Annotated in this window: 24 protein-coding genes, 1 tRNA gene and 1 other RNA gene; 7 read left to right on the forward strand and 19 right to left on the reverse strand. The window is 70.7% G+C overall.

Annotated features, from left to right (window positions below):
• Positions 1-45: 45 nt before the first annotated feature.
• The 4 genes from ABZ794_RS07745 to ABZ794_RS07760 are packed head-to-tail and all read right to left on the reverse strand — an operon-like array spanning position 46 to position 3,476.
• Positions 46-696, reverse strand: coding sequence for a response regulator transcription factor (locus tag ABZ794_RS07745; protein ID WP_210784528.1), 651 nt, complete (start codon positions 694-696; stop codon positions 46-48).
• A complete protein-coding gene (locus ABZ794_RS07750) occupies positions 693-1,937 on the reverse strand; it encodes a histidine kinase (RefSeq protein WP_210784527.1) in 1,245 nt (414 codons plus the stop codon). Before ABZ794_RS07750 ends, ABZ794_RS07745 begins: the two co-directional genes overlap by 4 nt.
• Before the next feature lie 55 nt (positions 1,938-1,992).
• Entirely contained in the window at positions 1,993-2,499 is a 507-nt protein-coding gene (locus ABZ794_RS07755; RefSeq protein WP_238683507.1) for a hemerythrin domain-containing protein, read from the reverse strand.
• Positions 2,496-3,476: an aldo/keto reductase gene (locus ABZ794_RS07760; RefSeq protein ID WP_357514783.1), complete on the reverse strand. Its 981-nt coding sequence runs from the start codon at positions 3,474-3,476 to the stop codon at positions 2,496-2,498. The genes ABZ794_RS07755 and ABZ794_RS07760 overlap by 4 nt, the downstream gene beginning before the upstream one ends.
• Before the next feature lie 70 nt (positions 3,477-3,546).
• Here ABZ794_RS07760 and mgrA point away from each other — a divergent pair, with 70 nt between their 5' ends.
• Complete coding sequence (mgrA, locus tag ABZ794_RS07765; RefSeq protein WP_357514785.1) at positions 3,547-4,542, forward strand: L-glyceraldehyde 3-phosphate reductase; 996 nt, start codon at positions 3,547-3,549, stop codon at positions 4,540-4,542.
• A gap of 28 nt (positions 4,543-4,570) precedes the next feature.
• Here the strand turns inward: mgrA and ABZ794_RS07770 are convergent, their stop codons facing one another.
• Positions 4,571-5,509 carry a lytic polysaccharide monooxygenase gene (locus ABZ794_RS07770; RefSeq protein ID WP_210784523.1) on the reverse strand — a complete coding sequence of 313 codons (939 nt, stop codon included), beginning with the start codon at positions 5,507-5,509 and terminating at the stop codon, positions 4,571-4,573.
• Between the two features lie 124 nt (positions 5,510-5,633).
• Between ABZ794_RS07770 and ABZ794_RS07775 the strand changes: the two genes are divergently transcribed.
• Together ABZ794_RS07775 and ABZ794_RS07780 are read left to right on the forward strand one after the other, a co-directional pair.
• Positions 5,634-5,756, forward strand: coding sequence for a 50S ribosomal protein L36 (locus tag ABZ794_RS07775; protein WP_030490864.1), 123 nt, complete (start codon positions 5,634-5,636; stop codon positions 5,754-5,756).
• 132 nt (positions 5,757-5,888) lie between these two features.
• On the forward strand, positions 5,889-6,149 hold the full coding sequence (locus ABZ794_RS07780; protein ID WP_357514788.1) for a YciI family protein: 261 nt from the start codon (positions 5,889-5,891) through the stop codon (positions 6,147-6,149).
• A 66-nt stretch (positions 6,150-6,215) separates the two neighbouring features.
• Here the strand turns inward: ABZ794_RS07780 and ABZ794_RS07785 are convergent.
• Positions 6,216-6,288: transfer RNA gene (locus tag ABZ794_RS07785), tRNA-Ala, on the reverse strand.
• Between the two features lie 87 nt (positions 6,289-6,375).
• On the reverse strand, positions 6,376-6,966 hold the full coding sequence (locus tag ABZ794_RS07790; RefSeq protein WP_112582369.1) for a YqgE/AlgH family protein: 591 nt from the start codon (positions 6,964-6,966) through the stop codon (positions 6,376-6,378).
• A 322-nt stretch (positions 6,967-7,288) separates the two neighbouring features.
• Here ABZ794_RS07790 and mdlC point away from each other — a divergent pair, with 322 nt between their 5' ends.
• Entirely contained in the window at positions 7,289-8,884 is a 1,596-nt protein-coding gene (gene mdlC / locus ABZ794_RS07795) for a benzoylformate decarboxylase (protein WP_210784521.1), read from the forward strand.
• Positions 8,885-8,890: 6 nt separating this feature from the next.
• Here the strand turns inward: mdlC and ABZ794_RS07800 are convergent, their stop codons facing one another.
• The 10 genes from ABZ794_RS07800 to pruA all read right to left on the reverse strand — a co-directional run bounded on the left by ABZ794_RS07800 (position 8,891) and on the right by pruA (position 17,678).
• On the reverse strand, positions 8,891-9,844 hold the full coding sequence (locus ABZ794_RS07800; RefSeq protein WP_357514790.1) for a hypothetical protein: 954 nt from the start codon (positions 9,842-9,844) through the stop codon (positions 8,891-8,893).
• A 44-nt stretch (positions 9,845-9,888) separates the two neighbouring features.
• Positions 9,889-10,398: a hypothetical protein gene (locus ABZ794_RS07805; protein ID WP_210784519.1), complete on the reverse strand. Its 510-nt coding sequence runs from the start codon at positions 10,396-10,398 to the stop codon at positions 9,889-9,891.
• Between the two features lie 174 nt (positions 10,399-10,572).
• Positions 10,573-11,250, reverse strand: a complete 678-nt coding sequence (locus ABZ794_RS07810) for a hypothetical protein (protein ID WP_357514793.1) — start codon at positions 11,248-11,250, stop codon at positions 10,573-10,575.
• Positions 11,251-11,319: 69 nt separating this feature from the next.
• Positions 11,320-11,695: a transfer-messenger RNA gene (gene ssrA / locus ABZ794_RS07815) on the reverse strand.
• 104 nt (positions 11,696-11,799) lie between these two features.
• Positions 11,800-12,279 (reverse strand): SsrA-binding protein SmpB, encoded by a 480-nt coding sequence (gene smpB, locus ABZ794_RS07820; RefSeq protein ID WP_210784517.1) that lies wholly within the window; start codon positions 12,277-12,279, stop codon positions 11,800-11,802.
• Positions 12,280-12,428: 149 nt separating this feature from the next.
• Positions 12,429-13,304, reverse strand: coding sequence for a permease-like cell division protein FtsX (gene ftsX, locus ABZ794_RS07825; protein WP_210784516.1), 876 nt, complete (start codon positions 13,302-13,304; stop codon positions 12,429-12,431).
• A 67-nt stretch (positions 13,305-13,371) separates the two neighbouring features.
• Positions 13,372-14,052 carry a cell division ATP-binding protein FtsE gene (gene ftsE, locus ABZ794_RS07830; RefSeq protein WP_030331491.1) on the reverse strand — a complete coding sequence of 227 codons (681 nt, stop codon included), beginning with the start codon at positions 14,050-14,052 and terminating at the stop codon, positions 13,372-13,374.
• Between the two features lie 118 nt (positions 14,053-14,170).
• Complete coding sequence (prfB, locus tag ABZ794_RS07835) at positions 14,171-15,292, reverse strand: peptide chain release factor 2 (protein ID WP_357514797.1); 1,122 nt, start codon at positions 15,290-15,292, stop codon at positions 14,171-14,173.
• 64 nt (positions 15,293-15,356) lie between these two features.
• A complete protein-coding gene (locus tag ABZ794_RS07840; RefSeq protein WP_091393967.1) occupies positions 15,357-15,872 on the reverse strand; it encodes a PadR family transcriptional regulator in 516 nt (171 codons plus the stop codon).
• A gap of 177 nt (positions 15,873-16,049) precedes the next feature.
• Positions 16,050-17,678 carry an L-glutamate gamma-semialdehyde dehydrogenase gene (gene pruA, locus ABZ794_RS07845; RefSeq protein ID WP_210784514.1) on the reverse strand — a complete coding sequence of 543 codons (1,629 nt, stop codon included), beginning with the start codon at positions 17,676-17,678 and terminating at the stop codon, positions 16,050-16,052.
• A gap of 291 nt (positions 17,679-17,969) precedes the next feature.
• Here pruA and ABZ794_RS07850 point away from each other — a divergent pair, with 291 nt between their 5' ends.
• Complete coding sequence (locus ABZ794_RS07850; protein WP_357514799.1) at positions 17,970-19,103, forward strand: hypothetical protein; 1,134 nt, start codon at positions 17,970-17,972, stop codon at positions 19,101-19,103.
• Positions 19,104-19,184: 81 nt separating this feature from the next.
• On the opposite strand, the gene ABZ794_RS07855 is transcribed toward ABZ794_RS07850, so the two are convergent.
• Complete coding sequence (locus ABZ794_RS07855; protein WP_210784513.1) at positions 19,185-19,694, reverse strand: hypothetical protein; 510 nt, start codon at positions 19,692-19,694, stop codon at positions 19,185-19,187.
• Positions 19,695-19,909: 215 nt separating this feature from the next.
• Between ABZ794_RS07855 and ABZ794_RS07860 the strand changes: the two genes are divergently transcribed.
• A complete protein-coding gene (locus ABZ794_RS07860; RefSeq protein WP_030490852.1) occupies positions 19,910-20,137 on the forward strand; it encodes a helix-turn-helix domain-containing protein in 228 nt (75 codons plus the stop codon).
• A gap of 104 nt (positions 20,138-20,241) precedes the next feature.
• On the forward strand, positions 20,242-20,838 hold the full coding sequence (locus ABZ794_RS07865; RefSeq protein ID WP_238691103.1) for an Rv3235 family protein: 597 nt from the start codon (positions 20,242-20,244) through the stop codon (positions 20,836-20,838).
• Between the two features lie 104 nt (positions 20,839-20,942).
• On the opposite strand, the gene secA is transcribed toward ABZ794_RS07865, so the two are convergent.
• Positions 20,943-23,870 carry a preprotein translocase subunit SecA gene (secA, locus tag ABZ794_RS07870; protein WP_210784511.1) on the reverse strand — a complete coding sequence of 976 codons (2,928 nt, stop codon included), beginning with the start codon at positions 23,868-23,870 and terminating at the stop codon, positions 20,943-20,945.
• Positions 23,871-23,957: the final 87 nt, after the last annotated feature.

Raw genomic sequence — 23,957 nt, forward strand, 5'->3', positions numbered from 1 at the left:
CCCTCCCGGCTAGCGGTGAACCCACTCCCCCGGCGGAGGGACCGATCAGCCCGACGGGGTGACGAAGCCGGACTCGTACGCGGCGATGACCGCCTGCGTACGGTCGCGGACGCCCAGCTTGGCCAGCACGTTGCCGACGTGCGTCTTGACCGTCTCCACCCCGACCACGAGGTGCGCGGCGATCTCCGGGTTGGACCGGCCGGTGGTCATCAACCGCAGCACCTCGGCCTCGCGTTCGGTGAGCCGGGCGGCGGTCAACCGGTCGCCACCCGTCGGCCCGTACGCGCCGACCAGTTGGCGGATCGCGGCCGGGAAGAGCAGTGACTCACCGGCCGCGACCACCCGGACCGCCTCCACCACCTCGGCGGGTCGGGCCCGTTTGAGCAGGAACCCCGAGGCGCCGGCGCGCAGCGCCTCGTAGACGTACTCGTCGTTGGCGAAGGTGGTGACCACCAGCACCCGGGGCGGGTCGGCGGAGGTGGCCAGCAGGTGCCGGGTGGCCTGGATGCCGTCGATGCCGGGCATCCGCACGTCCATCAGCACCACGTCGGGCCGGTGCCGGGCGACCAGCGGCGGCACCTCGGCGCCGTCGGCGGCCTCGGCGAGCACGTGCAGGTCGGGTTGGGCGTCGATGATGGCTCGCAGCCCCACCCGGATCAGCTCGTCGTCGTCGACGATCAGCACTCCGGTGGTCATGTCGTCTCCTCGTACGGCAGGCGGGCCCGGATCAGCCACCGGTCGCCGTCGGGGCCCACTGTGAGCCGGCCGCCGAGCAGCAGCACCCGCTCCCGCATGCCGTCCAGTCCTCGACCGCCCCGCCCCCGCTGGGCCCGGTCGGGGTGGCGCACCGCGTTGACCAGCTCCAACTCCAGCGCGTCGCTGTGCAGGTCCAGGCGTACCGTCACCGGCCCGTGGCCGTGCCTGGCCGCGTTGGTCAGTCCTTCCTGGACGATTCGGTAACCCTCCCGGGAGACCACAGCGGGCACCCGGGCCGGGTCGCCGGCGCGTTGCGCGTGCACGGTCAGGCCGGCCGCGCGGGCGTCGGTGACCAACCGGTCCAGGTCGGCGAGGGTACGCTGCGGCGCCACCACTGGCCGGTCGCGTCCGTTCTCCCGAAGCAGCCCGAGTACGTGGTCGAGGTCGTCCATCGCGGTCCGTCCGACGTCCTCGATGGCGGTGAGCGCTCGTCGGACGAATTCGGGGTCGGTGTCGAGGACCTCGCGGGCGGCTCCGGCCTGGAGGGTGGCCACTGTCAGCGCGTGGCCGACCGAGTCGTGCAGTTCCCGGGCCAGCCGGTTGCGTTCGGCGAGCCGGGCGGCTCGTGCTTCGAGGGCGGCGATCCGCTCCGCCTGGGCCGGGCCGAGCAGCACGGGTGCCATGGATCCGGCGAGCGCGCCGAGCCCGGCGACGGCGTAGCCGAGGCCGACCAGCAGGAGCACCCCGGTCACTGTCAGCCAGCCGCTGTCCTGCCCGTCCAATGGCCCGAACTGTTCCCGGCTGGTCAGCTCGGTGCCGACGCCGAACTGCTGGGCGATGAACGCCAGCGCCATCGGCAGGGCGCTGAACAGCGCGATCATCACCAGCGCCCCGATGATGAGGTGGGTGGCGATCCAGAGCGCGCTGCGCAGCCGGGTATCCCGGTCGCCGTGGTGTCCGGGCGCGGGTTCGGGCAGGTCGACACCGAGCAGCGCCCGGACGGCGGCGATCTCCAGGGCCCGGCTGCCGTCCAGCAGCAACGGGACCACGGCGATCAGTACGGCGATGACCAGCAGGGCGTAGACCAGTGGGCGCGGGATCGCCGAGTCGGCGAGCAGTTGGGCGAAGGTCACCGCGAGCAGCCCGTACGGCAGCGCCAGCACGCCGCCGAGCAGCAGGAACACGCCGCGTCGCCAGGTGGTGCCGGCGACCAGCGGGGCCAGCGCCGCTCGGGGGTTCACCTCGTCATTCTGCGGCCCGGACGGGTCTCGGCGACTCCCCCGTGCCGGGGAGATCTCAGCGGTGGTCGGCGACGTACTGCTGCGGGTCCTTGTCGCGGAACGGGAGGTTGCGGCCGTTCTTGTGCTCGCCGTAGAAGGTCAGCCAGCGTTGGCCCAGCTCGGCGCGGAGTTCGGTGCTGGCGTGCCGGCGGAAGTCGGGCAGCGCCTCGTCCTCCTCTTCGGCGAGGTGTTCGCTGTTCTCCCGGCGGGCGTTGCCGACCGCCTCCCACCACTGATCCGAGCCGACCGGGTGCAGTTTCGCCTCGGCGATGGCGTCACGGATCTTGTTGTGGTCGCCGATCGCGTCGGCGGTCTCGTCCTCGCCGTCGTCGCCGTGCTTGACCAGGTGCGGGTAGAGGATCGCCTCTTCCGCCTCGGCGTGGATGTCCAGGTGCAGGGCGAGGGCGTCCCAGATGGCGAGCATCTCCTGCTCGTCTCGGGCGTCGTCGAGGCGGGCGAAGCCACGCCGGAAGGCGGCGTGGTCGTCCAGGATCAGCGCGGTGATGTCGTCCACTGTGCTCACTTTCCGGTTGGTTTGCCGAACCGGGCACGCAGCATCGCCGGCATCGCGGCGAGTCCGGTGATCGGGCGGAAGCGTTTCGCCGCCTCGGCCAGCGCCGCGTACTCGTCGTCGGCGAGGTCGATGTCGGCGGCGGCGGCGTTGCGTTCCATCTGCTCGACCCCGGACGCCCCGGGGATGGCGAGCACGTTCGGGTGGCGCAGCAGGTAGGCCAGCGCGATCTGGCTGGGGGTGGCGTCGTGGGCGTCGGCGACCTGGCGCACTGTGTCGATCAGGGCCGCGCCGCGCTCCAGGTTCTCCGGCAGGAAGTACGGGTTGGCGCGCCGGACCGCGCCGGTCGGCGGGTTCTTGGCGTCGTAGCGGCCGGAGAGGAAGCCCTGCGCCAGCGGGCTGTACGCGATGACCACCCGACCGGCCTGCCGCGCGTACGGCAGCAGGTCCTGCTCGGGTGCGCGGTCCAGCATGCTGTAGCGGACCTGGTTGCTGAGCACCCGCCGGCCGAGTGCCGCTTCGGCGACCTGCCAGCGGCGCAGCCCGTAGTTGCTCACGCCGACCTCGCCGACCAGCCCGACGTCCTGCAGGGTCCGCATGCCGCGCATCGTGGTGTGGTCGGCGACCAGTGGGTTGGGCTGGTGCACCTGGTAGAGGTCGATGCTGGTGACGCCGAGCCGGGCCGCCGAGGCGACCGCCCGCTGCTGCACCACGGCGGCCACCGGCAGGACCGGCAGGATCTTGCTGGCGATCACGACCTTCGGCCGGTCGTCGCCGAGGGCCGCGCCGAGGATGCGTTCGCTGCGCCCGAAGCCGTAGATCTCCGCGCTGTCGAAGACCGTCACGCCCAGCTCGACGGCCCGCCGGACGATCTGCGCCGCCTGCCGCTCGAAGTCCGGGCCGTACCCCCATTCCCGGGAGCCGAACTGCCAGGTGCCCAACCCGATCTTGGACAGCGGTTTGGGGGTGTCGAGCGCAATGAAACGCATGGCGTCGAAACTACCCCGATGTCCCGGTTTCCACGCCCGATCCGCACCACGCTGGGCCGGAGCTAGGCTCATGATCGTGACTTACCTCGCCGCGGATGACCGCTACGACACCATGACCTACCGGCGCAGCGGACGCAGTGGCCTGCGGCTGCCTGCCGTCTCGCTCGGGCTGTGGCACAACTTCGGTCCGGACCGCCCGTTCGAACGGCAGCGCGACATCGTCCGCCGCGCCTTCGACCTGGGTGTCACCCACTTCGACCTGGCCAACAACTACGGCCCGCCGCCCGGTTCGGCGGAGGAGAACTTCGGCCGGATGCTCGCCACCGACCTGAAGCCGTACCGGGACGAGTTGGTCATCTCCAGCAAGGCCGGGTACCTGATGTGGCCCGGCCCGTACGGTGAGTGGGGCTCGCGCAAGAACCTGATCTCGTCGCTGGACCAGTCGCTGGGCCGGATGGGGCTGGACTACGTCGACATCTTCTACTCGCACCGGTTCGACCCGGACACCCCCCTTGAGGAGACGATGGGGGCGCTCGACGCCATCGTCCGCTCCGGCAAGGCGCTCTACGTCGGCATCTCGAACTACAACTCGGAGCAGACCACGCGCGCCGCCGCGATCCTGCGTGAGCTGGGTACGCCGCTGCTGATCAACCAGCTGTCGTACTCGATGCTCAACCGCTGGACCGAGTCCGACGGCCTGCTCGACACGCTGGAGCAGGTCGGTGCGGGCTGCATCGCGTACAGCCCGCTGGCCCAGGGCCTGCTGACCGACCGTTACCTGGGCGGCATTCCGGCCGACTCGCGGGTTCGCACCAGCGTCTTCCTCAACGAGAGCGACCTCAGCGAGGAGAAGATGGCCACCATCCGTGGGCTCGGCGCGGTCGCCGAGCGGCGCGGCCAGTCCCTCGCTCAGCTCGCGTTGGCCTGGGCGCTGCGTGACCCGCGGATGACCAGCCTGATCATCGGGGCGAGCAGCGTCGAGCAGTTGGAGACGAACATCGCCGCGCTGGACAACCTCGACTTCACGGCCGACGAGTTGACCGAGATCGAGCGCCACCTGGGCTGAACCCCGTCGGGTCCCCGGGCGGGTCGGATCACCAGATCCGGCGCCGCCCGGCCCGGTGGTTGCGCACCTCGCACTGCCGGCCCACCGGTGCGGCGGCGCTGCGACGTCGCCGTCCGGCACCGATCAGCAGCAGCGCCAGGACCAGCACGGCGGCGGCGCCGGCCAGCACCGGCCACCGGCCGCCGAGGTTGGTCACCGACGCCACCGGCACGCCCGGGTCGGCCGCCGCCGCCACCGCCGTCTCGGTGACGGCCGGCCCACTCGCTGCGGCACGCGGAGCAGCCGCCGCGCTCTTCGTCGCGCCGGCCTTCGCCGGGGTGCCGGTGGCCTTGGCACCGGTGGCCTTGGCACCACGGAACACCACGTCCGAGCAGGAGTAGTAGGTGTCCGGCGTGTTGGAGTTCTGCCAGATCGTGTAGATCAGGTGTCGCCCGCTGCGGCCCGCCGGCAGCCGGCCCGCCAACTGGTACGCCCCGGCCCGCACCGGCGGGTCGGTCAGCGTCAGAAACGGGCGCGACTCCAGATCCGCCCAGGTCAGCTTCTTACGGGGGTCGTAGGCCGGCGTGGTGACGTAGAGCCGGAAGGTGCCCCGGTGCTCGATGGTGGTCCGGTACCGGAAGGTGAACGTCGCGCCGGTGGTCAGCGTGGTGCTGGGCCAGTCGGTACGGGGCAGGTCCAGTCCCCGGTACGCGGACAGTCCGCCGCTGCACAGCTCACCGTCCGGAATCCGTTCCCGATCTCGCCCGTTGATCGTGGAAACTCGCACGTTGTCCCATTCGCGGACCGCCGCGCCGGCCTTGACCGCCGCCCGGCAGGCGCTGGTGGCCGCGTACCGGCCCTCGGGGCCACAGGCCGCCGCGCGACTGATCGGGTCGGTCGGGGCGCCGTGGGCGGCGGCGGGCGTGGCGGCCAGGGGCACTGTCGCGGCAGCGACCAGCACCGTGGCGAGAAGCCGGCGTACGGGCATGAGGATGACCTCCGCCCACTGGTACGGCCGGGAGACGGCAAAGGTTCGACGCTGACCGGCCGGGAATCCTGCGGGTGGGTGTGGCGTTTCGATACTCGGAACCGCTTGCACCGAGGAGGCAGACATGAAGGTACGTAGCTCGTTGCGTGCACTGAAGCAGAAGCCGGGTTCGGTGGTGGTCCGCCGTCGCGGCCGGGTAGTCGTGGTGAATCGCGCCAACCCGCAGTGGAAGAGCCGTCAGGGCTGACTCAGCCCTGACCGGACATCCAATCGCCAACGCCCTGACCGGGTCATCCGGTCGGGGCGTTTTGCGTGTGCTGGGGCAGTCCGGCGGATCGACTAGGGTGCTTCGAAAGATCGCCCCGATGAGGAGGAACCGGTGTTCATCTTGGAGCTGTCCTTCGGCGACGAACCCGACCGGCTCGCCGCCCGACCGGCGCACCGGGAGCGTCTCCAGGCCCTGCGCCAGGAGGGCCGTCTGGTCATGGCCGGGCCGTTCGCCGACGACTCCGGAGCACTGCTGATCTTCGACGTCCCGGACGCCGATGCGTTCGCCGCTGTCGTCGCCGAGGACCCCTATTACCGCACCCCCGGAGTGACGATCGCCAGCCAGCGGGAGTGGTCACCGATCGTTCGGTAGCCGCGGCTTCGACGGCGCAGCAAAACGCCCTGGTCGGATTGTCCCGACCAGGGCGTTTCTCAAGGGTGGAGCCGAGGGGACTCGAACCCCTGACCCCCACACTGCCAGTGTGGTGCGCTACCAGCTGCGCCACGGCCCCTTGCTGTCGTCCCGGTCGCCCGGGCACTGGGAAACTATACACAGACCGGCCCGCATGGTCATCTCGCGGGGTCCCCCGCCGGCCGGGTCAGTTGAGCGCCACGTCCGGCGGGAAGTGCGCGACGGCGGCCATCATCCCGCCCTGCCGGCGCAGCACCATCGGCCACAGGTCGTCGGGCCGGTCGACGAACGCGTCCCCGGGGAGCCCGTCCAGCACGAACCAGGACCCGTCGGCGATCTCCTGCTCCAACTGGCCGCTGCCCCAGCCGGAGTAGCCGGCGAAGACCCGGATGCCGCCGATGCTCTCCCGCAGCCGCTCCGGGTCGACCGAGAGGTCGATAGTGCCGACCGCCCCGGAAACCTGGTGGAAGCCCTTCACCCGGCGCATGGGGTGCCGCATCCGGGCGAGGCAGATGGCCGAGTCGGGCTGCACCGGGCCACCCTCGAAGAGCACCGCCGGGTGGCGGGCCAGGTCACTCCAGTCACCGAGCACCTCGGCCACCGGCACCTCGGTGGCCCGGTTCAGCACCACACCGAGCGCGCCGCCCGGCTCGTGGGCGACCAGCAGCACGACCGTACGGTCGAAGTTCGGGTCCTTGAGCGCCGGAGTCGCGACCAGCAGCCGCCCGGTCATCGACTCCATCGCTCGTCCGCCGATCGCCTGGCCCTCTCCCTGCATGCCACACACCCGTCAACCGTGAGCCCGCGCCGGGCACCGGTCATCGACCGGATCCGCCCACCGCATCGGGTTCAGCCGCCCTGTCAACGCCATGCCTGGCACCATAGCCTGCGTGCTGGGTGCTGGCTAAGGTCTGACCGGCGGGTGATCGGACAGTTAAGACGAAGGGCCGAGGCACCCGACGGCGGACCTCCCGGTGATCGACCGATCGGGACCACCGGCGGCCGAGAAACGCCCGAAACGTCCGTCACATCCCGATAGATTCGGCTGATCGGGAGGGCGAACGCGGTTGCCCCTGCCCGCGAGACGGAGGCGGGTGGCGATGGCAACTGTCCGGGACGCGACGTACGACGTGCTCCGCACCCTCGGCATGACCACTGTCTTCGGCAACCCCGGCTCCACCGAGGAGCCGTTCCTCCAGGACTTCCCCGCCGACTTCCACTACGTCCACGCGCTGCACGAGGCGACGGCCGTCGCGATGGCCGACGGCTACGCCCAGGCCAGCGGAGTGCCCGCCCACGTCAACCTGCACACCGCCCCGGGCACCGGCAACGGCATGGGCAACCTGGTCACCGCCTGGCACAACAAGACCCCGCTGATCGTCACCGCCGGCCAGCAGACCCGGGAGATGCTGCTCCTGGAACCCCGGCTGGCCAGCCGCCGACCCACCGAGCTTCCGCAGCCCTACGTGAAGTGGGCCTACGAGCCGGCCCGCGCGCAGGACATCCCCGCGGCGATGCTGCGGGCGTACGCGACTGCGGTGCAGCCACCGGCCGGGCCGGTCTTCCTCTCCCTGCCGATGGACGACTGGGCCCAGCCAGCCGACCCGCCGCCCGCGCCGCGAACGGTGGCCACCCGGTTCGCGCCGGACCCCCAGCGGTTGGAGGAGTTCGTCCGGGTGCTGGCCGGCAGCCGCAACCCGGCCCTCGTGTACGGGCCGGGGGTGGACCGCTCCGCGAGTTGGTCGACCGCTGTCGCGCTGGCGGAGCGGCTCGCCGCGCCGGTCTGGTCGGCTCCCGCCACCGAGCGGGCGGTGTTCCCCGAGGACCACCCGCACTTTCGCGGCGTGCTGCCGTACGCGATCGGTCCGCTCGCCGAGGCGCTGCGCGGGCACGACACGGTGCTGGTCGTCGGCGCCCCGGTGTTCCGCTACTACCCGTACGTGCCGGGCGGGCACCTGCCCGACGGCGCCCGACTGCTGCACATCACCGACGACCCCGACGAGGCCGCGCGAGCGCCGGTCGGTGACAGTCTGCTCAGCGACCCGGGGCTGGCCCTGGCCGCGCTGGTCGAAGGGGTGCCGCCGAGCGGCCGACCGGCACCGACGCGACGGGACGCACTGCCACCGCCGGAGGTCGGCACCCCGCTGAGCGCCGACGCCCTGTTCGCCGCGCTGGCCGCACACTGGCCGACCGACGGCGTGCTGGTCCAGGAGTCACCGTCCAATCTGTCCGCGCTGCGTCGTCAGCTACGGATCACCCGCCCGGCGTCGTACTTCACGATGGCCAGCGGCGGCCTCGGCTACGGCCTGCCGGCGGCGGTCGGCATCGCACTGGCCGAGCGGGACACCGGGCGCGGCCGCCCGGTGGTGGCGGTGATCGGCGACGGCTCCTTCCACTATTCGGTGCAGGCGCTCTGGACGGCCGCGCGCCTGGCACTGCCGGTGGTGGTCGTCGTCCCGGTCAACCAGCAGTACGCGATCCTCAAGGCGTTCGCCGAGCTGAAGCACACTCCCGGGGTGCCCGGCCTGGACCTGCCGGGGTTGGACGTCGTCGCGATCGCGGCCGGCTACGGCTGTGCCACGCAGGTGGTGGAGACCCCCGATCAGCTCGGCGCGGCGCTCTCCGCCGGGCTGCGCGCCGACCGGCCCACTGTGTTGCCGGTGCCGATCAGCACCGACGTGCCCAGCATCCTCTGAGCCGGGTCAGCGCGGTGCGATCGCCAGCGGGGCACCGGTGAAGACGTCCAGCACCGGCCGGCTGCCCAGCGGCGCCGCGAGGGTTACGGTGACCGGCTCCAGTTTCAGCAGGTCGATACATTCGCCGGTGGCCCGGGTGACGCCGCCACCGACCACCACGACGTCCGGCCGTTCCCACACCAAGGGCGTGATCCCGGTGTCGCACGCGCCGACGCCGAGGCGCACTGTCAGCCGGGCGTCGTCGACGGCGGCCAGGTTCTGGGCCGCCACCAACCCGTCCGGCAGCGGCCGGGCCGGCGTGGTCGGCTCGGGGACGGGGGTGACCGCCGTCGGCGCGACGGCGAGCCGGACCACCGGGGTGGCCAGCTCCTTGATGGTGAACAGCCAGGCCGGGACCTGTGCCACCCCCCGGCTCGTACGCACCGGCACGGCGCCGAACGTGACAGCGGTGACGGTGAGCGGGAGACAGGCGGTCTGGGTGGTGCTCGTGGCCCACCCGTCGGGCCCCGGTTCGACCGTGGGGCCGCCGGGGGTGGGCCGACCGGGCTGCTTCGGCCGCCCCGGGCAGGGCAGTGGGTCACCCTGGTCGAGCTGCCGGTACGCCTCGGCGGCGCTGACCAACGGCAGCCTCAACCGTCCGTCCGGGAACTGGATCTCGCCGCCGACCCGGGTGGGCGGTATTCCGACCTGCGCGCGGTACCACCCGGCCCGGAACGCCGTCTCGGTCTCGGGGGTGAAGCCCGGGTCACCGGTGAGCACTGTCGGCCCCTCCAACGGCACGTAGCCCGTACGCCAGTCGGGGCCGGGCCGCCACGCCTCGGCGACCTGAACGGCCCGCTGGTCGAACGCCTCCGTCCCGTGCGTCGGGCTGGGCGGGCCGCCGGCCGGACCGGAGTCGGTCGCGGCACAGCCCGTCACGAGCAGCAACGGGAGTACGAGCAGCAGGGCAGGCCGATTCATGTACGGTTCGACGCCTCCGCCGACCGGCCGGTTCCCGACCGGGCTCAGGTCTCGCCACCCAGATCCGTCTGGTACGCCTCCCACAGCAGGTCGGCGCCGCGCCGCCGATGCCGGGCCAACCGCCGCAGCAGGTGCCCGGCCCGGTGTCGCAGCTCATCGGGGTGCGCCTCGGGCCGCTCGGCGATCTGCTGGACCGCCAGGATCGCGGCGACGATCGCCACGTGCTCCCGGGTCAGCAGCCGCACCCCGTGGTCCAGTCGCGGCGACTGGGTGAGCAACTCCCGGTAGAGGCCGGTGGGGCCCTCGGTGGCCCGGACGTGCTCGGCGAAGCCCCGGCGCACCGGACGCAGCCGAAGGAGAACCTCTTCGCGCCAGCGCGGCTCGGTGCTGGCGACGGCGACGGCCCGGCCGAGGGCGTGCACGTCGCCGGCGAGGCCGGCCGGACGCGGCGCGCCGGGTAGACCGATGGAATGTGGATCGGCGGGGAGCCCCGCCGGATGCGCGACGCGCCCTCGGGCGACGACTGACGGCTGCTGGACCGGACCGGTGACCATTGGCACCTCCCGCGCGGCGGCGCTGCTACCCCATACCGCGATGGTGAGGCTGCCCGGCCCGCTCTGTCCAGGGCCCTGAACCGTCTCATCTGCCCCGTTGAACCCACTGACCCCACCAGCCACCCTGGTGAAGGCCCCCAGGGCCGCACGAGCCTCCTGGGACGGACGGCAGCCTCAGTCGGTCGACGGGCGCTCTGCCAGCCGGCGCAGGTGCTCGGCCACGGCGCGCGCGTCGCCGGCCCGCTCGTCGCCCGGTCGACCCGTCGTGATCGCCTCGGCCAGCGCCCGCAGCTCGGACGGCGGCAGGACGGGCAGCCCCATGCCGCGCAGCGGGATCGTGACCCTCCGGGCACTCCCCGGGTCGGTCGCGAGAATGGCCCGCACCTGCGGTTCGCCGGCCGGACCGTCGTCGCCCGCCTCGCGGTACGACACCGCGCCGGACTCGATCCGGGCGGTGACGAGGTCGACGGTGCGGGTGCGCAGCGCGCCGCGTACCCGCACCAGGCTGCCCTCCAGCCAGGCGGCCGTGCGGAGCACCCGCAGCACCAGGTAGAGGCCGAGCAGGACGAAGGGCAGGCCACACAGGCCGACGAACGGGCTGGGACCGGACTGGTTCGGGTCGGCGGAGTCGCGTAGCCCGGGCGGCAGCAGCCCCGGTGGCAGGTCGCGGGCCTCCTCATAGGAGGCGAACGCGTCACCCGGGCCGGTCAGTCGGCGCAACAGCCCGTCGGCGACGAGGGGCAGTGCCACGAACGCCGCGCCGACGGCGGTGAGCAGGACGCCGAACACCACCGCCACGACGCGCCGGCCGGGCGACGGGCCGACCGACAGGCGCAGCTCCTGGTTGGTCACAGGGGGCAGCGTAAGACCCCGCGAACAACGAAGCGCCCCGGCTGGTGGGCCGGGGCGCTTCGTTCGAGGTGGTGGAGGTGCCGGGAATCGAACCCGGGTCCTTCGCCGGTTTGTCAGGGCTTCTCCGAGCGCAGCTCGCTGTGCCTCTACTCGGCCCCACCGCTCACGCGAGCAAGTTGGTGTGACGGGCCCAGTCGCTGATTAATCTCGCCGCACGGACCCCGCGACCGGGTCCGATTGGCCAGCCTCCTAGCTGATGCCGGCTACTGGGACGAAGGCGTTCCCAGGCCGACAGACTTAGCTACTCGCCTCAGGCGGCGAGAGCGAAGTCAGCGCGATTTTGCTTGGCGCTTATAAGTTTCCGACGACCGATTCTCGAGACGACGTCGGCTTCCTCGGCTCGCTTCCCCTGTCGCTGCGTACGAAGTCGAAACCAGTCACCCCCTCGACAGGCCGCCGATGTGGCGGCACTGACAAGACTAACGCCTGCCGCAACAGCTTTCATCCCGAGCCCCGGGCCGGCACGCCGACCCGGACAAACGGGATTAACTAGTCGTCCATGCCCTTGCCGCGCCGACCGGACACCCGGGCGATCTCCCGGTCCGCGTCCCGCTTGGCGAGGTCCTGACGCTTGTCGTACGACTTCTTGCCCTTGGCCAGGGCGATCTCGACCTTGGCCCAGCCGTCCGAGAAGTAGACCTGCAACGGGACGACGGTGAAACCGCCCTCACGGGTCTTGCCGAGGAGCTTGTCGATCTCGCCCCGGTTGAGCAGCAGCTTGCGGGTACGCCGGGGCTCATGGTTGGTCCAGGTGCCCTGGGTGTACTCCGGGATGTGCATCGCGTGCAGGAACAACTCGCCGTCACGTTCCTGCGCGAAGGCGTCGACAAGTGACGCTCGCCCGGCCCGCAGCGACTTGACCTCGGTGCCGGTCAGCGCCATGCCCGCCTCGTACGTGTCGAAGATGGCGTAGTCGTGACGCGCCTTCTTGTTGGAGGCGACCACCTTGCGCCCCTTTTCCCGTGGCATCGGTGCCACCCCCTCTCCTGGCGTCCGCGGCCGGGCTCGCCCCGGCCGGACAACCGATCATGCTACCTGAATGACAAGGACCCTCCCGCGCCGTTTATTTCCGGCTGCGGGAGGGTCCTCGGGAGACGACGGGACGACCCGTACGGCGCCTAGACCCGCAGGTAGAAGCGCAGGGTGATCCAGGCGGTGCCCGCGCTGACCAGACCACCGACGCCAGCCATCAGCGGGAAGATGAACAGGATGTCGCCCCAGGTGATCGGCGAGAGCAGGCCCTGCAACGCGCTCAACGACCCGTCGAAGAGCAGATACTTCGCCGCGACCAGGGCCACCAGACCGAGCAGTGAACCGATCAGGCCGGCCACCACGGCCTCCAGCACGAACGGCGCCTGGATGAACCAGTTGGACGCGCCGACCAGCTTCATGACCGCAACCTCACGCCGCTTGCTGTACGCGGCCACCTGAATGGTGTTCGCGACCAGCAGCAGGGCGGCGACCGCCATCACGATGGCGGCGGCCAGGGCGATGTTCTGGATCGCGGTGAGGATGTTGAAGATCTTGTCGAGCAGTCGACTCTGGTCGACGATCTCCTCGACACCCTCAGTGTCCTTGTACTGGTCGTAGACGCTCTTGTACTGCTCCGGGTTGTTCAGTGTGAGCCGGAACGACTCGGGCAGCTGGTCGGGCTTGACCGCGTTGACCAGGTCCGGCGCGTCCTGGTACATCGACTTGAAGCGCTCGTACGCCTGGGCCTTGTCGACGTAGATGACCTCCTTGACCAGGGGGTCGCTGTCGAGTTTGGTCTGCAGGTCGGTGCGCTGCTGCTCGCTCACCTCCTGCTCCATGAAGATCGAGACCTGGATGTTCTTGTAGTAGAGGTCCTTCATGTCGTCGACCTGGCGGTACATGAGACCGCTGGCGCCGAGCATGGTCAGCGAGACCGCCATCGTGATGATCATCGCGATGGACATGGTCACGTTGCGCCACAGTCCGACCAGTACCTCGGACAGGACGTATTTCACGCGCATCGGGATTTCCTCCGGGTCTCCGGCATGAGGTGTTCGTCGTCAGGCTGCGCAGGGGTGGAGCGCCGGCTCACCCGTAGACGCCGCGGGCCTGGTCACGCACGATGCGACCGCTCTCAATCTCAACGACGCGGCGGCGCATCTGGTTCACGATGTTGGAGTCGTGGGTGACCATCACGACGGTCGTGCCGGTGCGGTTGATCCGGTCCAGCAGGCGCATGATCTCAATCGAGGTGTCCGGGTCCAGGTTTCCGGTGGGCTCGTCCGCCAGCAGGATCAGCGGACGGTTCACGAACGCCCGGGCGACGGCGACCCGCTGCTGCTCACCACCGGAGAGCTCGTGCGGGTAGCGGTGCTCCTTGCCACCGAGCCCGACCAGCTCCAGCACCTCCGGCACGACCCGGCGGGCAACCGCCTTCGTCTTGCCGATCACCTCGAGGGCGAACGCCACGTTCTCGTAGGCGGTGCGGTTGGGCAGCAGCCGGAAGTCCTGGAAGACGCAGCCGATCGAGCGCCGGAAGTGGGGTCGCTTCCAGGAGCGCATCGACGTGACGTCCTTGCCGTTGACGACGACGCGCCCCTTGTTGGGGGCCACCTCGTGCAGCAGCATTTTGATGATCGTGGACTTGCCGGAGCCGGATGGACCGATGAAGAAGACGAACTCGCCCTTCTCGATCGAGACGGACACGTTGTCGAGCGAAGGCCGGGACGCCTTCGGGTACGTCTTCGTCACTTGCTCAAGCTGAATCACGGGTGGTGAGTCTACGCGGTGTAACAACTGAGCCAAGCCCCACGCCCCGCCGATCCGGCACGAGTCGTCGAATCAGGCTTCTACCTGGAGATCGACGACGCGCTCCGCCCGCGCACCGTCACGCACCGTCGCCAGCGATCTGCCGCTGCTTGCGCCAACGGATGCCCGCCTCGATGAAACCGTCCAACTCGCCGTCGAAGACCGCGCTCGGATTGCCGGTCTCATGCTCGGTTCGGAGATCCTTCACCATCTGATACGGGTGCAGGACGTAGGAGCGCATCTGGTCGCCCCACGAGCCGGCCGCGTTCTCCTTGAGCCCTTCGAGCTTGGCCTGCTCCTCCTGGCGCTTGCGCTCCAGCAGTCGGGCCTGGAGCACCCGCAGCGCTGAGGCCTTGTTCTGCAACTGGGACTTCTCGTTCTGGCAGGTCACCACGATGCCGGTCGGGATGTGCGTCAGGCGCACCGCCGAGTCGGTGGTGTTGACGCTCTGCCCACCCGGCCCGGAGGAGCGGTAGACGTCCACCCGAACCTCGTTCTCCGGGATGTCGATGTGGTCGGTCTGCTCGGTGACCGGCAGAACCTCGACGCCCGCGAAGCTTGTCTGCCGACGACCCTGGTTGTCGAACGGGCTGATCCGGACCAGCCGGTGCGTGCCCGACTCGACGCTCAGCGTGCCGTACGCGTAGGGCACCTTGACCGCGAAGGTGGCCGACTTCAGGCCCGCCTCCTCGGCGTACGAGGTCTCGTAGACCTCGGTCGGGTAGCCGTGCCGCTCCGCCCAGCGCAGGTACATCCGCAGCAGCATCTCGGCAAAGTCCGCGGCGTCCACGCCACCGGCGCCGGCCCGGATGGCGACCAGCGCCTCCCGCGAGTCGTACTCGCCGGAGAGCAGGGTGCGGACCTCCATCTCCTGGATGGCCTTGGTCAGCCCGGTGATCTCCGACTCGACCTCGGTCAGCACACCCGGGTCGGCCTCGGCCTCGGCCAGCTCCAGCAGAACCTGGGCGTCGTCGAGGCCGGAGCGCAGGCTGCCCAGCTTGCTGATCTCGCCGTTGACGTACGACAGCTGCGAGGTCACCTGCTGGGCCTTGGCCTGGTCGTCCCACAGGTCGGGAGCGGAGGCCTCCTGCTCCAGGCGGGCCTTGTCCTCGTGGAGCCGGTCGAGGTTGAGGACGGCCTCGATGTTTCGCAGGGTCGCGTCGAGTTCCTTGAGCTGTTCGGCGTAATCGGCAGCGGTCACGACAGACAAGCGTACTGTGCCGGGAGCGGAGCAGCTCGTTCCCTATGCGCGAACCCGCTGACCGTCACCCGACGGGGGCGGACTTCAACCACGACAGGGCCGCCCGGTGGTAGGCGACGGCGAACTCCAGCGCGCTGGCGTCGTACGTCTCGCCGTCCCGTTTGGCGTTCTTCACCTGCTCCCGGACCTGGGCGAGGGCCTCGGTGTGGTATTCGTTGGCCGAGGCGTACAGGCCCTTCAGCTGGCTGGCGGAGTGCAGGTTGCCGAAAGCCATCCGGAGCGCTATCGGGTTGCGGATGGTGTCCCGCCCCGGGTTCTCCGCGAGCCAGCGGGAAAACGTTCGTTTTCCGCTGGCGGTGAGCGCGTAGGGCTGGCTCATCCGCGGGCCCGGCTTGCCGAGCCGCACGAAACCCCGCTCAGCCAGCACCGGCAACTCGCGGTACACCTGACTGCGGGTCATCGACCAGTACGGCGCCAGACGGCGCTCAGCGGCGGCCATCAACTGACCGCCTGTCATCGGGCCCTCGTGGAGGAGGCCGAGCAGGGCCGCCGCCGTAGGGTTGACTCCGGAATCCGCCATGCCCACTACGCTGCCACTTTGCGCACCCGGCGTCCAGGATTTGCCGGTTTGCCACCCGACAGGACTTCCTAAGTGCACTGTCGGCGGCAGACTGTCCGTTGAGGACTATCGATGGATCGCCACATTCCGGGCGTCCGCCGGCGGCGCCCACGCGCGCCGCCGGCGGGTCGTCGCCGGTCAGCCCATGTGCGGGTACGTGTGGTCGGTCGGCGGCACGAAGGTCTCCTTGATCGTCCGCGGGGAGATCCAGCGGACCAGGTTCAGCCAGGAGCCGGCCTTGTCGTTGGTGCCGCTGGCGCGGGCGCCACCGAAGGGCTGCTGCCCGACCACAGCGCCGGTCGGCTTGTCGTTGATGTAGAAGTTGCCGGCGGCGTACCGCATGCGCTCGCCGACCGACTCGACGACCCGGCGGTCGGTGGCGAACACCGAGCCGGTCAGCGCGTACGGGGCGATCGACTCCGCCTGCGCGACGACCTCGTCGAAACGGGCGTCGTCGAACACGTGCACGCCCAGGATCGGCCCGAAGTACTCGGTGGTGAAGGTCTCGTGGGCGGCGTCGCCGCACTCGAAGAGCGTCGGTCGCACGAAGTAGCCGACCGAGTCGTCGGCGGTGCCACCGGCCAGCACCCGGCAGCTGTCGTCACTGGCGATCAACTCAAGCGCGGCGGTGTGCCGGGCGAACGCCTTGTCGTCGATCACCGCACCGCCGAAGTTGCCGAAGTCGGACACGTCACCGTAGGTCAGCGAGTCGGCGGTGGCGGCCAGCCGGTCCCGCAGCCCACCCTCCCAGATCGAGCGCGGCACGTACGCCCGCGACGCCGCCGAGCACTTCTGGCCCTGGTACTCGTACGCGCCACGGATCAGCGCGGTGTGCAGAGCGTCCACGTCGGCGCTGGTGTGCGCGACGACGAAGTCCTTGCCGCCGGTCTCGCCGACCAGGCGAGGGTAGCCCCGGTAACGGGAGATGTTGTCGCCAACGGTCCGCCACAACTGCTGGAAGACCTTCGTCGAACCGGTGAAGTGGATGCCGGCCAGATCCGGGTCGGCGAGCACGACGTCCGAGACCTCCTCGCCCCGGCCGGTGACCATGTTGATCACGCCGGGCGGCAGGCCGGCGGCCTCGAACAGCCGCATGGTGAAGTGCGCGGCGAACTGCTGGGTCGGGCCCGGCTTCCAGACCACAGTGTTGCCCAGCAGGGCCGGCGCCGACGGCAGGTTGCCGGCGATGGCGGTGAAGTTGAACGGGGTGACCGCGTAGACGAAGCCCTCCAGCGGGCGGTGGTCGAAGCGGTTCCAGACGCCGGGCGAGGACGCCGGCTGCTCCTCGAGCAGGCGACGTGCGAAGTGCACGTTGAACCGCAGGAAGTCGATGAACTCGCACGCCGCGTCGATCTCCGCCTGGATCGCGGTCTTCGACTGACCGAGCATGGTGGCGGCGTTGAGCGTGTCCCGCCAGGGACCGGCGAGCAGCTCGGCGGCGCGCAGGAAGATCGCGGCGCGCTCCTCGAAGGGCAGCGCCCGCCACATCGGCGCGGCGTCCTTGGCCGCCTTGGTCGCGGCCCGCGCGTCGTCGTGGGTGGCGTGCGCGGTCACCCCCAGCACGTGGGCGTGCTTGTGCGGCTGCACCACGTTGATCGGGTCACCGCCGGCCATCCGCTGCTCACCGCCGATGGTCATCGGCAGGTCGATGCGCTCGGCGGCGAGCTCGGTCAGCCGCCGCTGGAGCCGGTCCCGGTCGGGGCTGCCCGGCTCGTAGTTGCGAACCGGCTCGTTGCGCGGCTCGGGAACGGAGAACACGGCATCCATCAAGGCTCCTGGCGATCTCGACAGCAGTGGCGAAACCGGACCCGCGGGCACCGACCGGATGGTCGGACACCGGACGCCGCACGGGAGGCCGAGCAGCGGCGGGACCTCCCCTGATTCTCCCATGACGGGCCGCGCGACCCACCTCCGCCACCGCCCTGCGCCAAGGACCGCCCCACCCCTCCTCCCCTTACCGACCGGTCTCGATCCGTCCCGCTGTCCCGGGGCGGCAGGCAGCCCAGCGGGCCCGCGTACCCTGAATGGTCGGTGACCTGCCGCCTCGAAGGGGAGACGATGACCAAGCAGCCCGGCCGCGTCCCGGCCGCTGAGTCGGACGAGCCGGCAGTCGACGCGGCCAGCGCCGGCGGTCGGCCGCTGCCCGCCCCCGGCGCCGCAGTGCTCGCGCTGCTGGCGCTCGGCTGGCTGGCCGCCATGCTCTGGTCCACCCGGGAGGCCATCACCTCGGCGGCGGCCGGGGTCACCGCGATCAGCCTCTCCGCGTTCGCCCTGCCCGGCGTGATCTCGGCCGCGCTGGTGGCCGGCGCTGCCGTCGCGCTGGCCGGTGGCAACCTGCTGGCCCGCCGGTACGGCGACTGGGCCACCCTGCGTTTCGCCGGGGCGATCGGCGGCGGAATGCTGGTCGGGCTCGCTGCCGCGGTGGCCATCAACCTCACCTACTTCGACACGTCCACCACCAACGTGATCGCCGGCACCACGGCGGCCGCGGCGATCATCGGAGGCGCGCTGGCCGGCGCGCGGACCGCCCCGGCGATCGGCGCCGTGGTCACCGCCGCGCTGGGCACACTGATCTTCGTGGTCGCGTTCAGCCGCGCCCGGGACCCGCTGTTCGACCTCTTCGGCTCCGGCGACAGCCAGGAATCGTTGATCAACGCGGCCAAGTGGGTGTCCCGTACCGAATCGCTCGTCGCCGGGCTGCTCGCCGGGCTACTGGCCTTCGGCTACCTGACCTGGGCACGGCGTCGAGCCGTCCGCCGCGATCCCGAGGCCCCGGCGCTGCGCTGGCCGGCGTACCTGCTCGCCGGCGCCGGGCCGGGGCTCCTCCTGCTGCTCGCCGAAGTGATCATCAGGGTTGGCGGGCGGTCGCTGCTCGACCTTGCCAGCGCGCTCAGTGAGGCGGACGCTGTGGCGCAGACCTCGCTGGGCACCTCGCGGGTGGACAACGGCATCTGGGTGCTCTTCGTGGGGGCGCTGACCGCGCTCATCGCGTTCGGCCGCACGCTCAGCCCGGCCCACAGCGACGACGACGAACCGGCCCACGTCCCGAACCCCGTCGCGGACCAGGTCGACCCGGCGGACGACAAGCCGGGCTACGCCAAGGCGTTCGACGCGGACCCGGCCGAGACGTTCGACGACGACACAGCCAAGACGACCGACGCGGACCCGGCGAAGGCCGACCCGGCTCGCTGACGCCTGACCGAGGCCGGCGTGCGGCCCAGGTGGGCGTGCCCGGCGTCCGGTGTCCGGCTGCTGCTGGGGCGGCGTCCCGGCTCAGTCGGTCGCGCCTAGCAGCTGGTCCAGCTCCGTCACGTCGTACCACTCCAGCTCGTGGTCCTCGGCGCCGTCGACAGTGAACTGGGCGTCCGGGTCACCAGCCGCCGCCTCGGCCACCACGTCGGCCGCCGCGCCGACCTGCTCGGCCGCGTCCGTGCCGTCCACGTGGATGGCCGCGACGGCGCCCACCGGCACGGCGTCGGTCAACGTCACAGTGCTGGAGCCCAACTCACCGTCGCCACGCCCGATCGCTGCCGACGGCAGGTCGACCGAGATGACGACGCGGCGGCGGGGAGCGGTCGGGTCGGCCCGGAGCAGGTGCAGGGCGTCCTGGGCAGCCCGGGTGAAGGCGACGTACTCCAACTCCTCCTCGTCACCCTCGGCGTACCACTCGCGCAGCGCCGGAGTCACGGCGTGCGCCTCATCGGCGGCCAGCCCCTCCGCACGCAGCCGGGCCAGCATCGGTACGGTCGCCGGCACGTACACCCGGACAAGCTCGTCGGTCACCGGTCGTCTCCCCGCGTCGTCCTCCACCGGCGGCCGCCGGCACGGGCGCAGATCATGCCGCACGCCGTGACCGTCATACACCCCGCCTCCGGTCGGAGGAAGTTCCCGGCCGGTGTGTCCCGCGTGGTCGGTCCGCCACCAACCAGGTGCGGTGCTGGGCGGCGAGGGCTGTCGGTGGCAAACTGAGCCAAACGACATCAACCCCGGGAGTTTCTGTGGAGCCGAGGTTCCTGCTGCTCTCCGACGTGGCCGCCGAACTCAACGTGTCGGACTCGCAGGTCTACCACATGGTGCGCAGCGGCGAACTGCCGGCGATCAAGATCGGCGGGCGCGGCCAGTGGCGCGTCGAGCGCGCTCGACTGGAGGAGTACATAGCGCGCAAATATGACGAAACGGCAGACTGGGTGCAGAGCAACCCGCTGGTCGACCGCGATCCCGAGTAGCAGACGGGCGGAAGCCGCCACGAAGCCATTGACCGAGACTGTTCTGTCGCCCAGAATCGAGACTGTCGGAGGCAAACGAAGGCAAACGCAAGATCAAGGGGGCCATGATGAGCGGAGCCCGACCCGGTCCCTCTCGACCACCCGTTCGGCTGCGCCCCGTCCCGCCCTTCGACCCGCCGTACGCCGACGAGACCGACGGGTCGTACTGGCCGGCGCCGACCGACGGCCAACTCGCCCTCGACCTGTTCGCCTCCACCCGTCCCAGCCCGGTCCGGCCGCCGGAGCGGCGAGCAGCTCTGCGCCCGGTGCCCAGCAGGTCCGCCGCCACCCACCCGGTTGCGTCGTTGCCGCCGTCGACCGCACCGGAAACCACCCGAGCCGCGCACCGCTTCGTCGGCACCTGCCTGGAGGTGGTCAACGGCTACCGCTCGCCGGCCCAGGTGCGGGCGCTGCTCGACCCGGCCCGAGCGGGCGACCTGCTGACCGAACTCGCCCGCGCGTCCGGCCGGGCCGGGACGTCCCGCCGCCGTAGCGGCCGACCACTGGTCCGGCTGCTACGCCTGCGGGTCTGTGAGCCCCGCGACGCCGCGGTGGAGGCGGCAGCCGTCCTCACCGGCGCGGGCGGCCGAAGCTGGGCGATGGCTTTGCGCCTCGAACATCGCCGGGGCCGCTGGCTCTGCGTTGCCCTGCACGTGCTCTGACCCCACCTGCCCCGGTCGCCGGCGAGGCTCACACGACAACGACGGGCCCCGGCCTGGTCGGCCGGGACCCGTCGGTCAGACGCTGTCGGTGCAGCTGCTGTTTGTCAGTTGCCGCCGTTGGGGGCGCCGTGGCAGCGCTTGTACTTGCGGCCCGAGCCACACGGGCACGGCGCGTTGCGGGACGGACCGTTGCTCGCCTCCGCCTGGTTCGGTGCCGGCCGACGGGCGGCGGCCGACGGAACTGCCGGGCCACGCAGCCCGGATGCCGGCCGCTGCGGCGCGGACGGCGCGCTCCGCCCCGGTGCCGCCGGAGCACCCGGAGCCGGTCGGCCCACACCGAGCGCCGGAGCCTGCTGCTCGGCCTGCTCCACGGCGACCGCGCCCGGGCTGGCCTCACCGTCGATGGTGGGGGCGGAGTATTGCAGGCCCTGCCGCCGCGGCGCCTGGTTGAGGCCCTTGGCCCGGATCTCCACCGGCTTGTCGAGCAGGGTGACCTCGTCGGCCCCCTCCGCCGGCTCCGGTTCGGTCACCTGGACGTCGACGTTGTAGAGGAAACCGACGGTTTCCTCCTTGATGCCGTCCATCATGGTGGCGAACATGTCGAAGCCCTCGCGCTGGTATTCCACCACCGGGTCACGCTGGGCGTACGCCCGCAGGTTGATGCCCTCCTGGAGGTAGTCCATCTCGTAGAGGTGCTCGCGCCACTTACGGTCGATGACCTGGAGCAGCACCATCCGCTCGAGCTGGCGCACCCCCTCGGTGCCGAGCTGCTCCTCACGCCGGTCGTACGCGGCGTTGGCGTCCTCCTTGAGGCGGGCGACCAGGAAGTCGGCGTCCATGCCGGCCCGGGAGCCACCGGCCTCCTCTTCCAACTCCTCGATCGTCACGCCGACCGGGTAGAGCTGCTTGAGGCTGGACCAGAGCTGCTCAAGGTCCCAGTCTTCGCCGTAGCCGTCGGAGGTGGCGCCCCGCACGTACGCCTCGACGGTGTCGTCGATCATGTTGCGGACCTGGTCGGAGAGGTCTTCACCGTTGAGCACCCGGAGTCGCTCGGCGTAGACGACCTGGCGCTGCTTGTTGAGCACCTCGTCGTACTTGAGCACGTTCTTGCGGATCTCGGCGTTCTGGCCCTCGATCTGGGCCTGGGCGCTCTTGATCTGCCGGGTGACCATCTTCGACTCGATGGGCACGTCCTCCGGGATGTTGAAGCGCTCCATCACCGCCTCGACCGCTCCGGCCCGGAAGCGCCGCATCAGCTCGTCCTGAAGGGACAGGTAGAAACGGGACTCGCCCGGGTCGCCCTGCCGGCCGGCGCGACCACGCAGCTGGTTGTCGATCCGCCGGGACTCGTGTCGCTCGGTGCCGAGCACGTAGAGGCCGCCGGCCGCCGAGACCTCTTCCGCCTCGGCGTCGCAGGCCTGCTTCCAGGTGGGAAGGACCTCCTCCATCGCCTTGGCGTACTCTTCCTCGTTCTCCAGCGGGTCGAGGCCGCGCTGGCGCAGCTCGTTCGCGGCGAGGAACTCGGGGTTGCCGCCGAGCAGGATGTCGGTGCCGCGGCCGGCCATGTTGGTCGCCACGGTGACCGCGCCCTTACGCCCGGCCTGGGCGACGATCTCGGCCTCCCGGGCGTGGAACTTGGCGTTCAACACGTTGTGCGGGATGCCGCGGCGGCGCAGCAACTGGGAGAGGATCTCGGAGTTTTCCACCGAGACGGTGCCCACCAGCACCGGCTGACCCATCTGGTGCCGCTCGGCGATGTCCTCGATGACGGCGTTGAACTTGGCCTTCTCCGTCTTGTAGATGACGTCCGGCCGGTCCTCGCGAACCATCGGGCGGTGGGTCGGGATGGTCACGACGCCGACCTTGTAGACCTTGTTGAACTCGCTCGCCTCGGTCTGCGCCGTACCGGTCATCCCGGACAGCTTCTCGTAGAGGCGGAAGTAGTTCTGGAGGGTGATGGTGGCCAGGGTCTGGTTCTCCTGCTTGATCTCCACCCCTTCCTTGGCCTCGATCGCCTGGTGCATGCCCTCGTTGTAGCGACGGCCGTGCAGGATGCGACCGGTGAACTCGTCGACGATCAGGACCTCACCGTCGCTGACGATGTAGTCCTTGTCGCGCTTGTAGAGCTCCTTGGCCTTGATGGCGTTGTTGAGGTAGCCGACCAGCGGGGTGTTCACCGACTCGTACAGGTTGTCGATGCCGAGCCGGTCCTCGACCTTGGCGACACCCCGCTCGGTCACCGCGATGGTGCGCTTGGAGTGGTCGACCTCGTAGTCGCCCTCGCCGTCGGTGCCGGGCTGGAGCCGGGCCACCACGCCGGCGAACTCGCCGTACCAGCGGGCGGAGTGCTCGGCCGGACCGGAGATGATCAGCGGGGTGCGGGCCTCGTCGATCAGGATGGAGTCGACCTCGTCGACCACCGCGAAGTTGTGCCCGCGCTGCACCAGCTCTTCCTTCGACCAGGCCATGTTGTCGCGCAGGTAGTCGAAGCCGAACTCGTTGTTGGTGCCGTAGGTGATGTCGCACTCGTAGGCGGCCTTGTGCTCACTGGCCGGCCGGTTGGGCAGCACCACGCCGACGGTCAGCCCGAGGAACTCGTGCACCCGGCCCATCCACGCCGCGTCACGCTGGGCGAGGTAGTCGTTGACCGTGATCACGTGGACGCCCTTGCCGGAGAGCGCGTTGAGGTAGACGGCCATGACCGAGGTCAGCGTCTTGCCCTCACCGGTCTTCATCTCGGCAATGTTGCCGAAGTGCAGCGCCGCGCCACCCATCACCTGGACGTCGTACGGGCGCTGGCCGAGCACCCTGGCGGCCGCCTCGCGGGCCACCGCGAACGCCTCCGGCAGCAGGTCGTCGAGGGTCTCACCCTCGTCGAGCCGCTCCCGGAACTGTTCGGTCATGCCGGCCAGTTCCTCGTCGGTGAGGTTGACGTAGTCGTCCTCGATCGAGCTGACGGCGGCGGCGATGGCCTTGAGCCGTCGCACCATGCGGCCCTCGCCCGCGTTAAGGACCTTTTCCAGAATCGACACGGATCAACGCTCCCCTAGACAGTCTCGAACCATCGTAGGCGCTCCATCGGCCCGATGGTCACTGGTGGCGGTGCTCGACCCCGCCGA

It is taken from the genome of Micromonospora sp. NPDC047187 (assembly GCF_040643355.1).
GTDB classification, from domain to species: domain Bacteria; phylum Actinomycetota; class Actinomycetes; order Mycobacteriales; family Micromonosporaceae; genus Micromonospora; species Micromonospora salmantinae.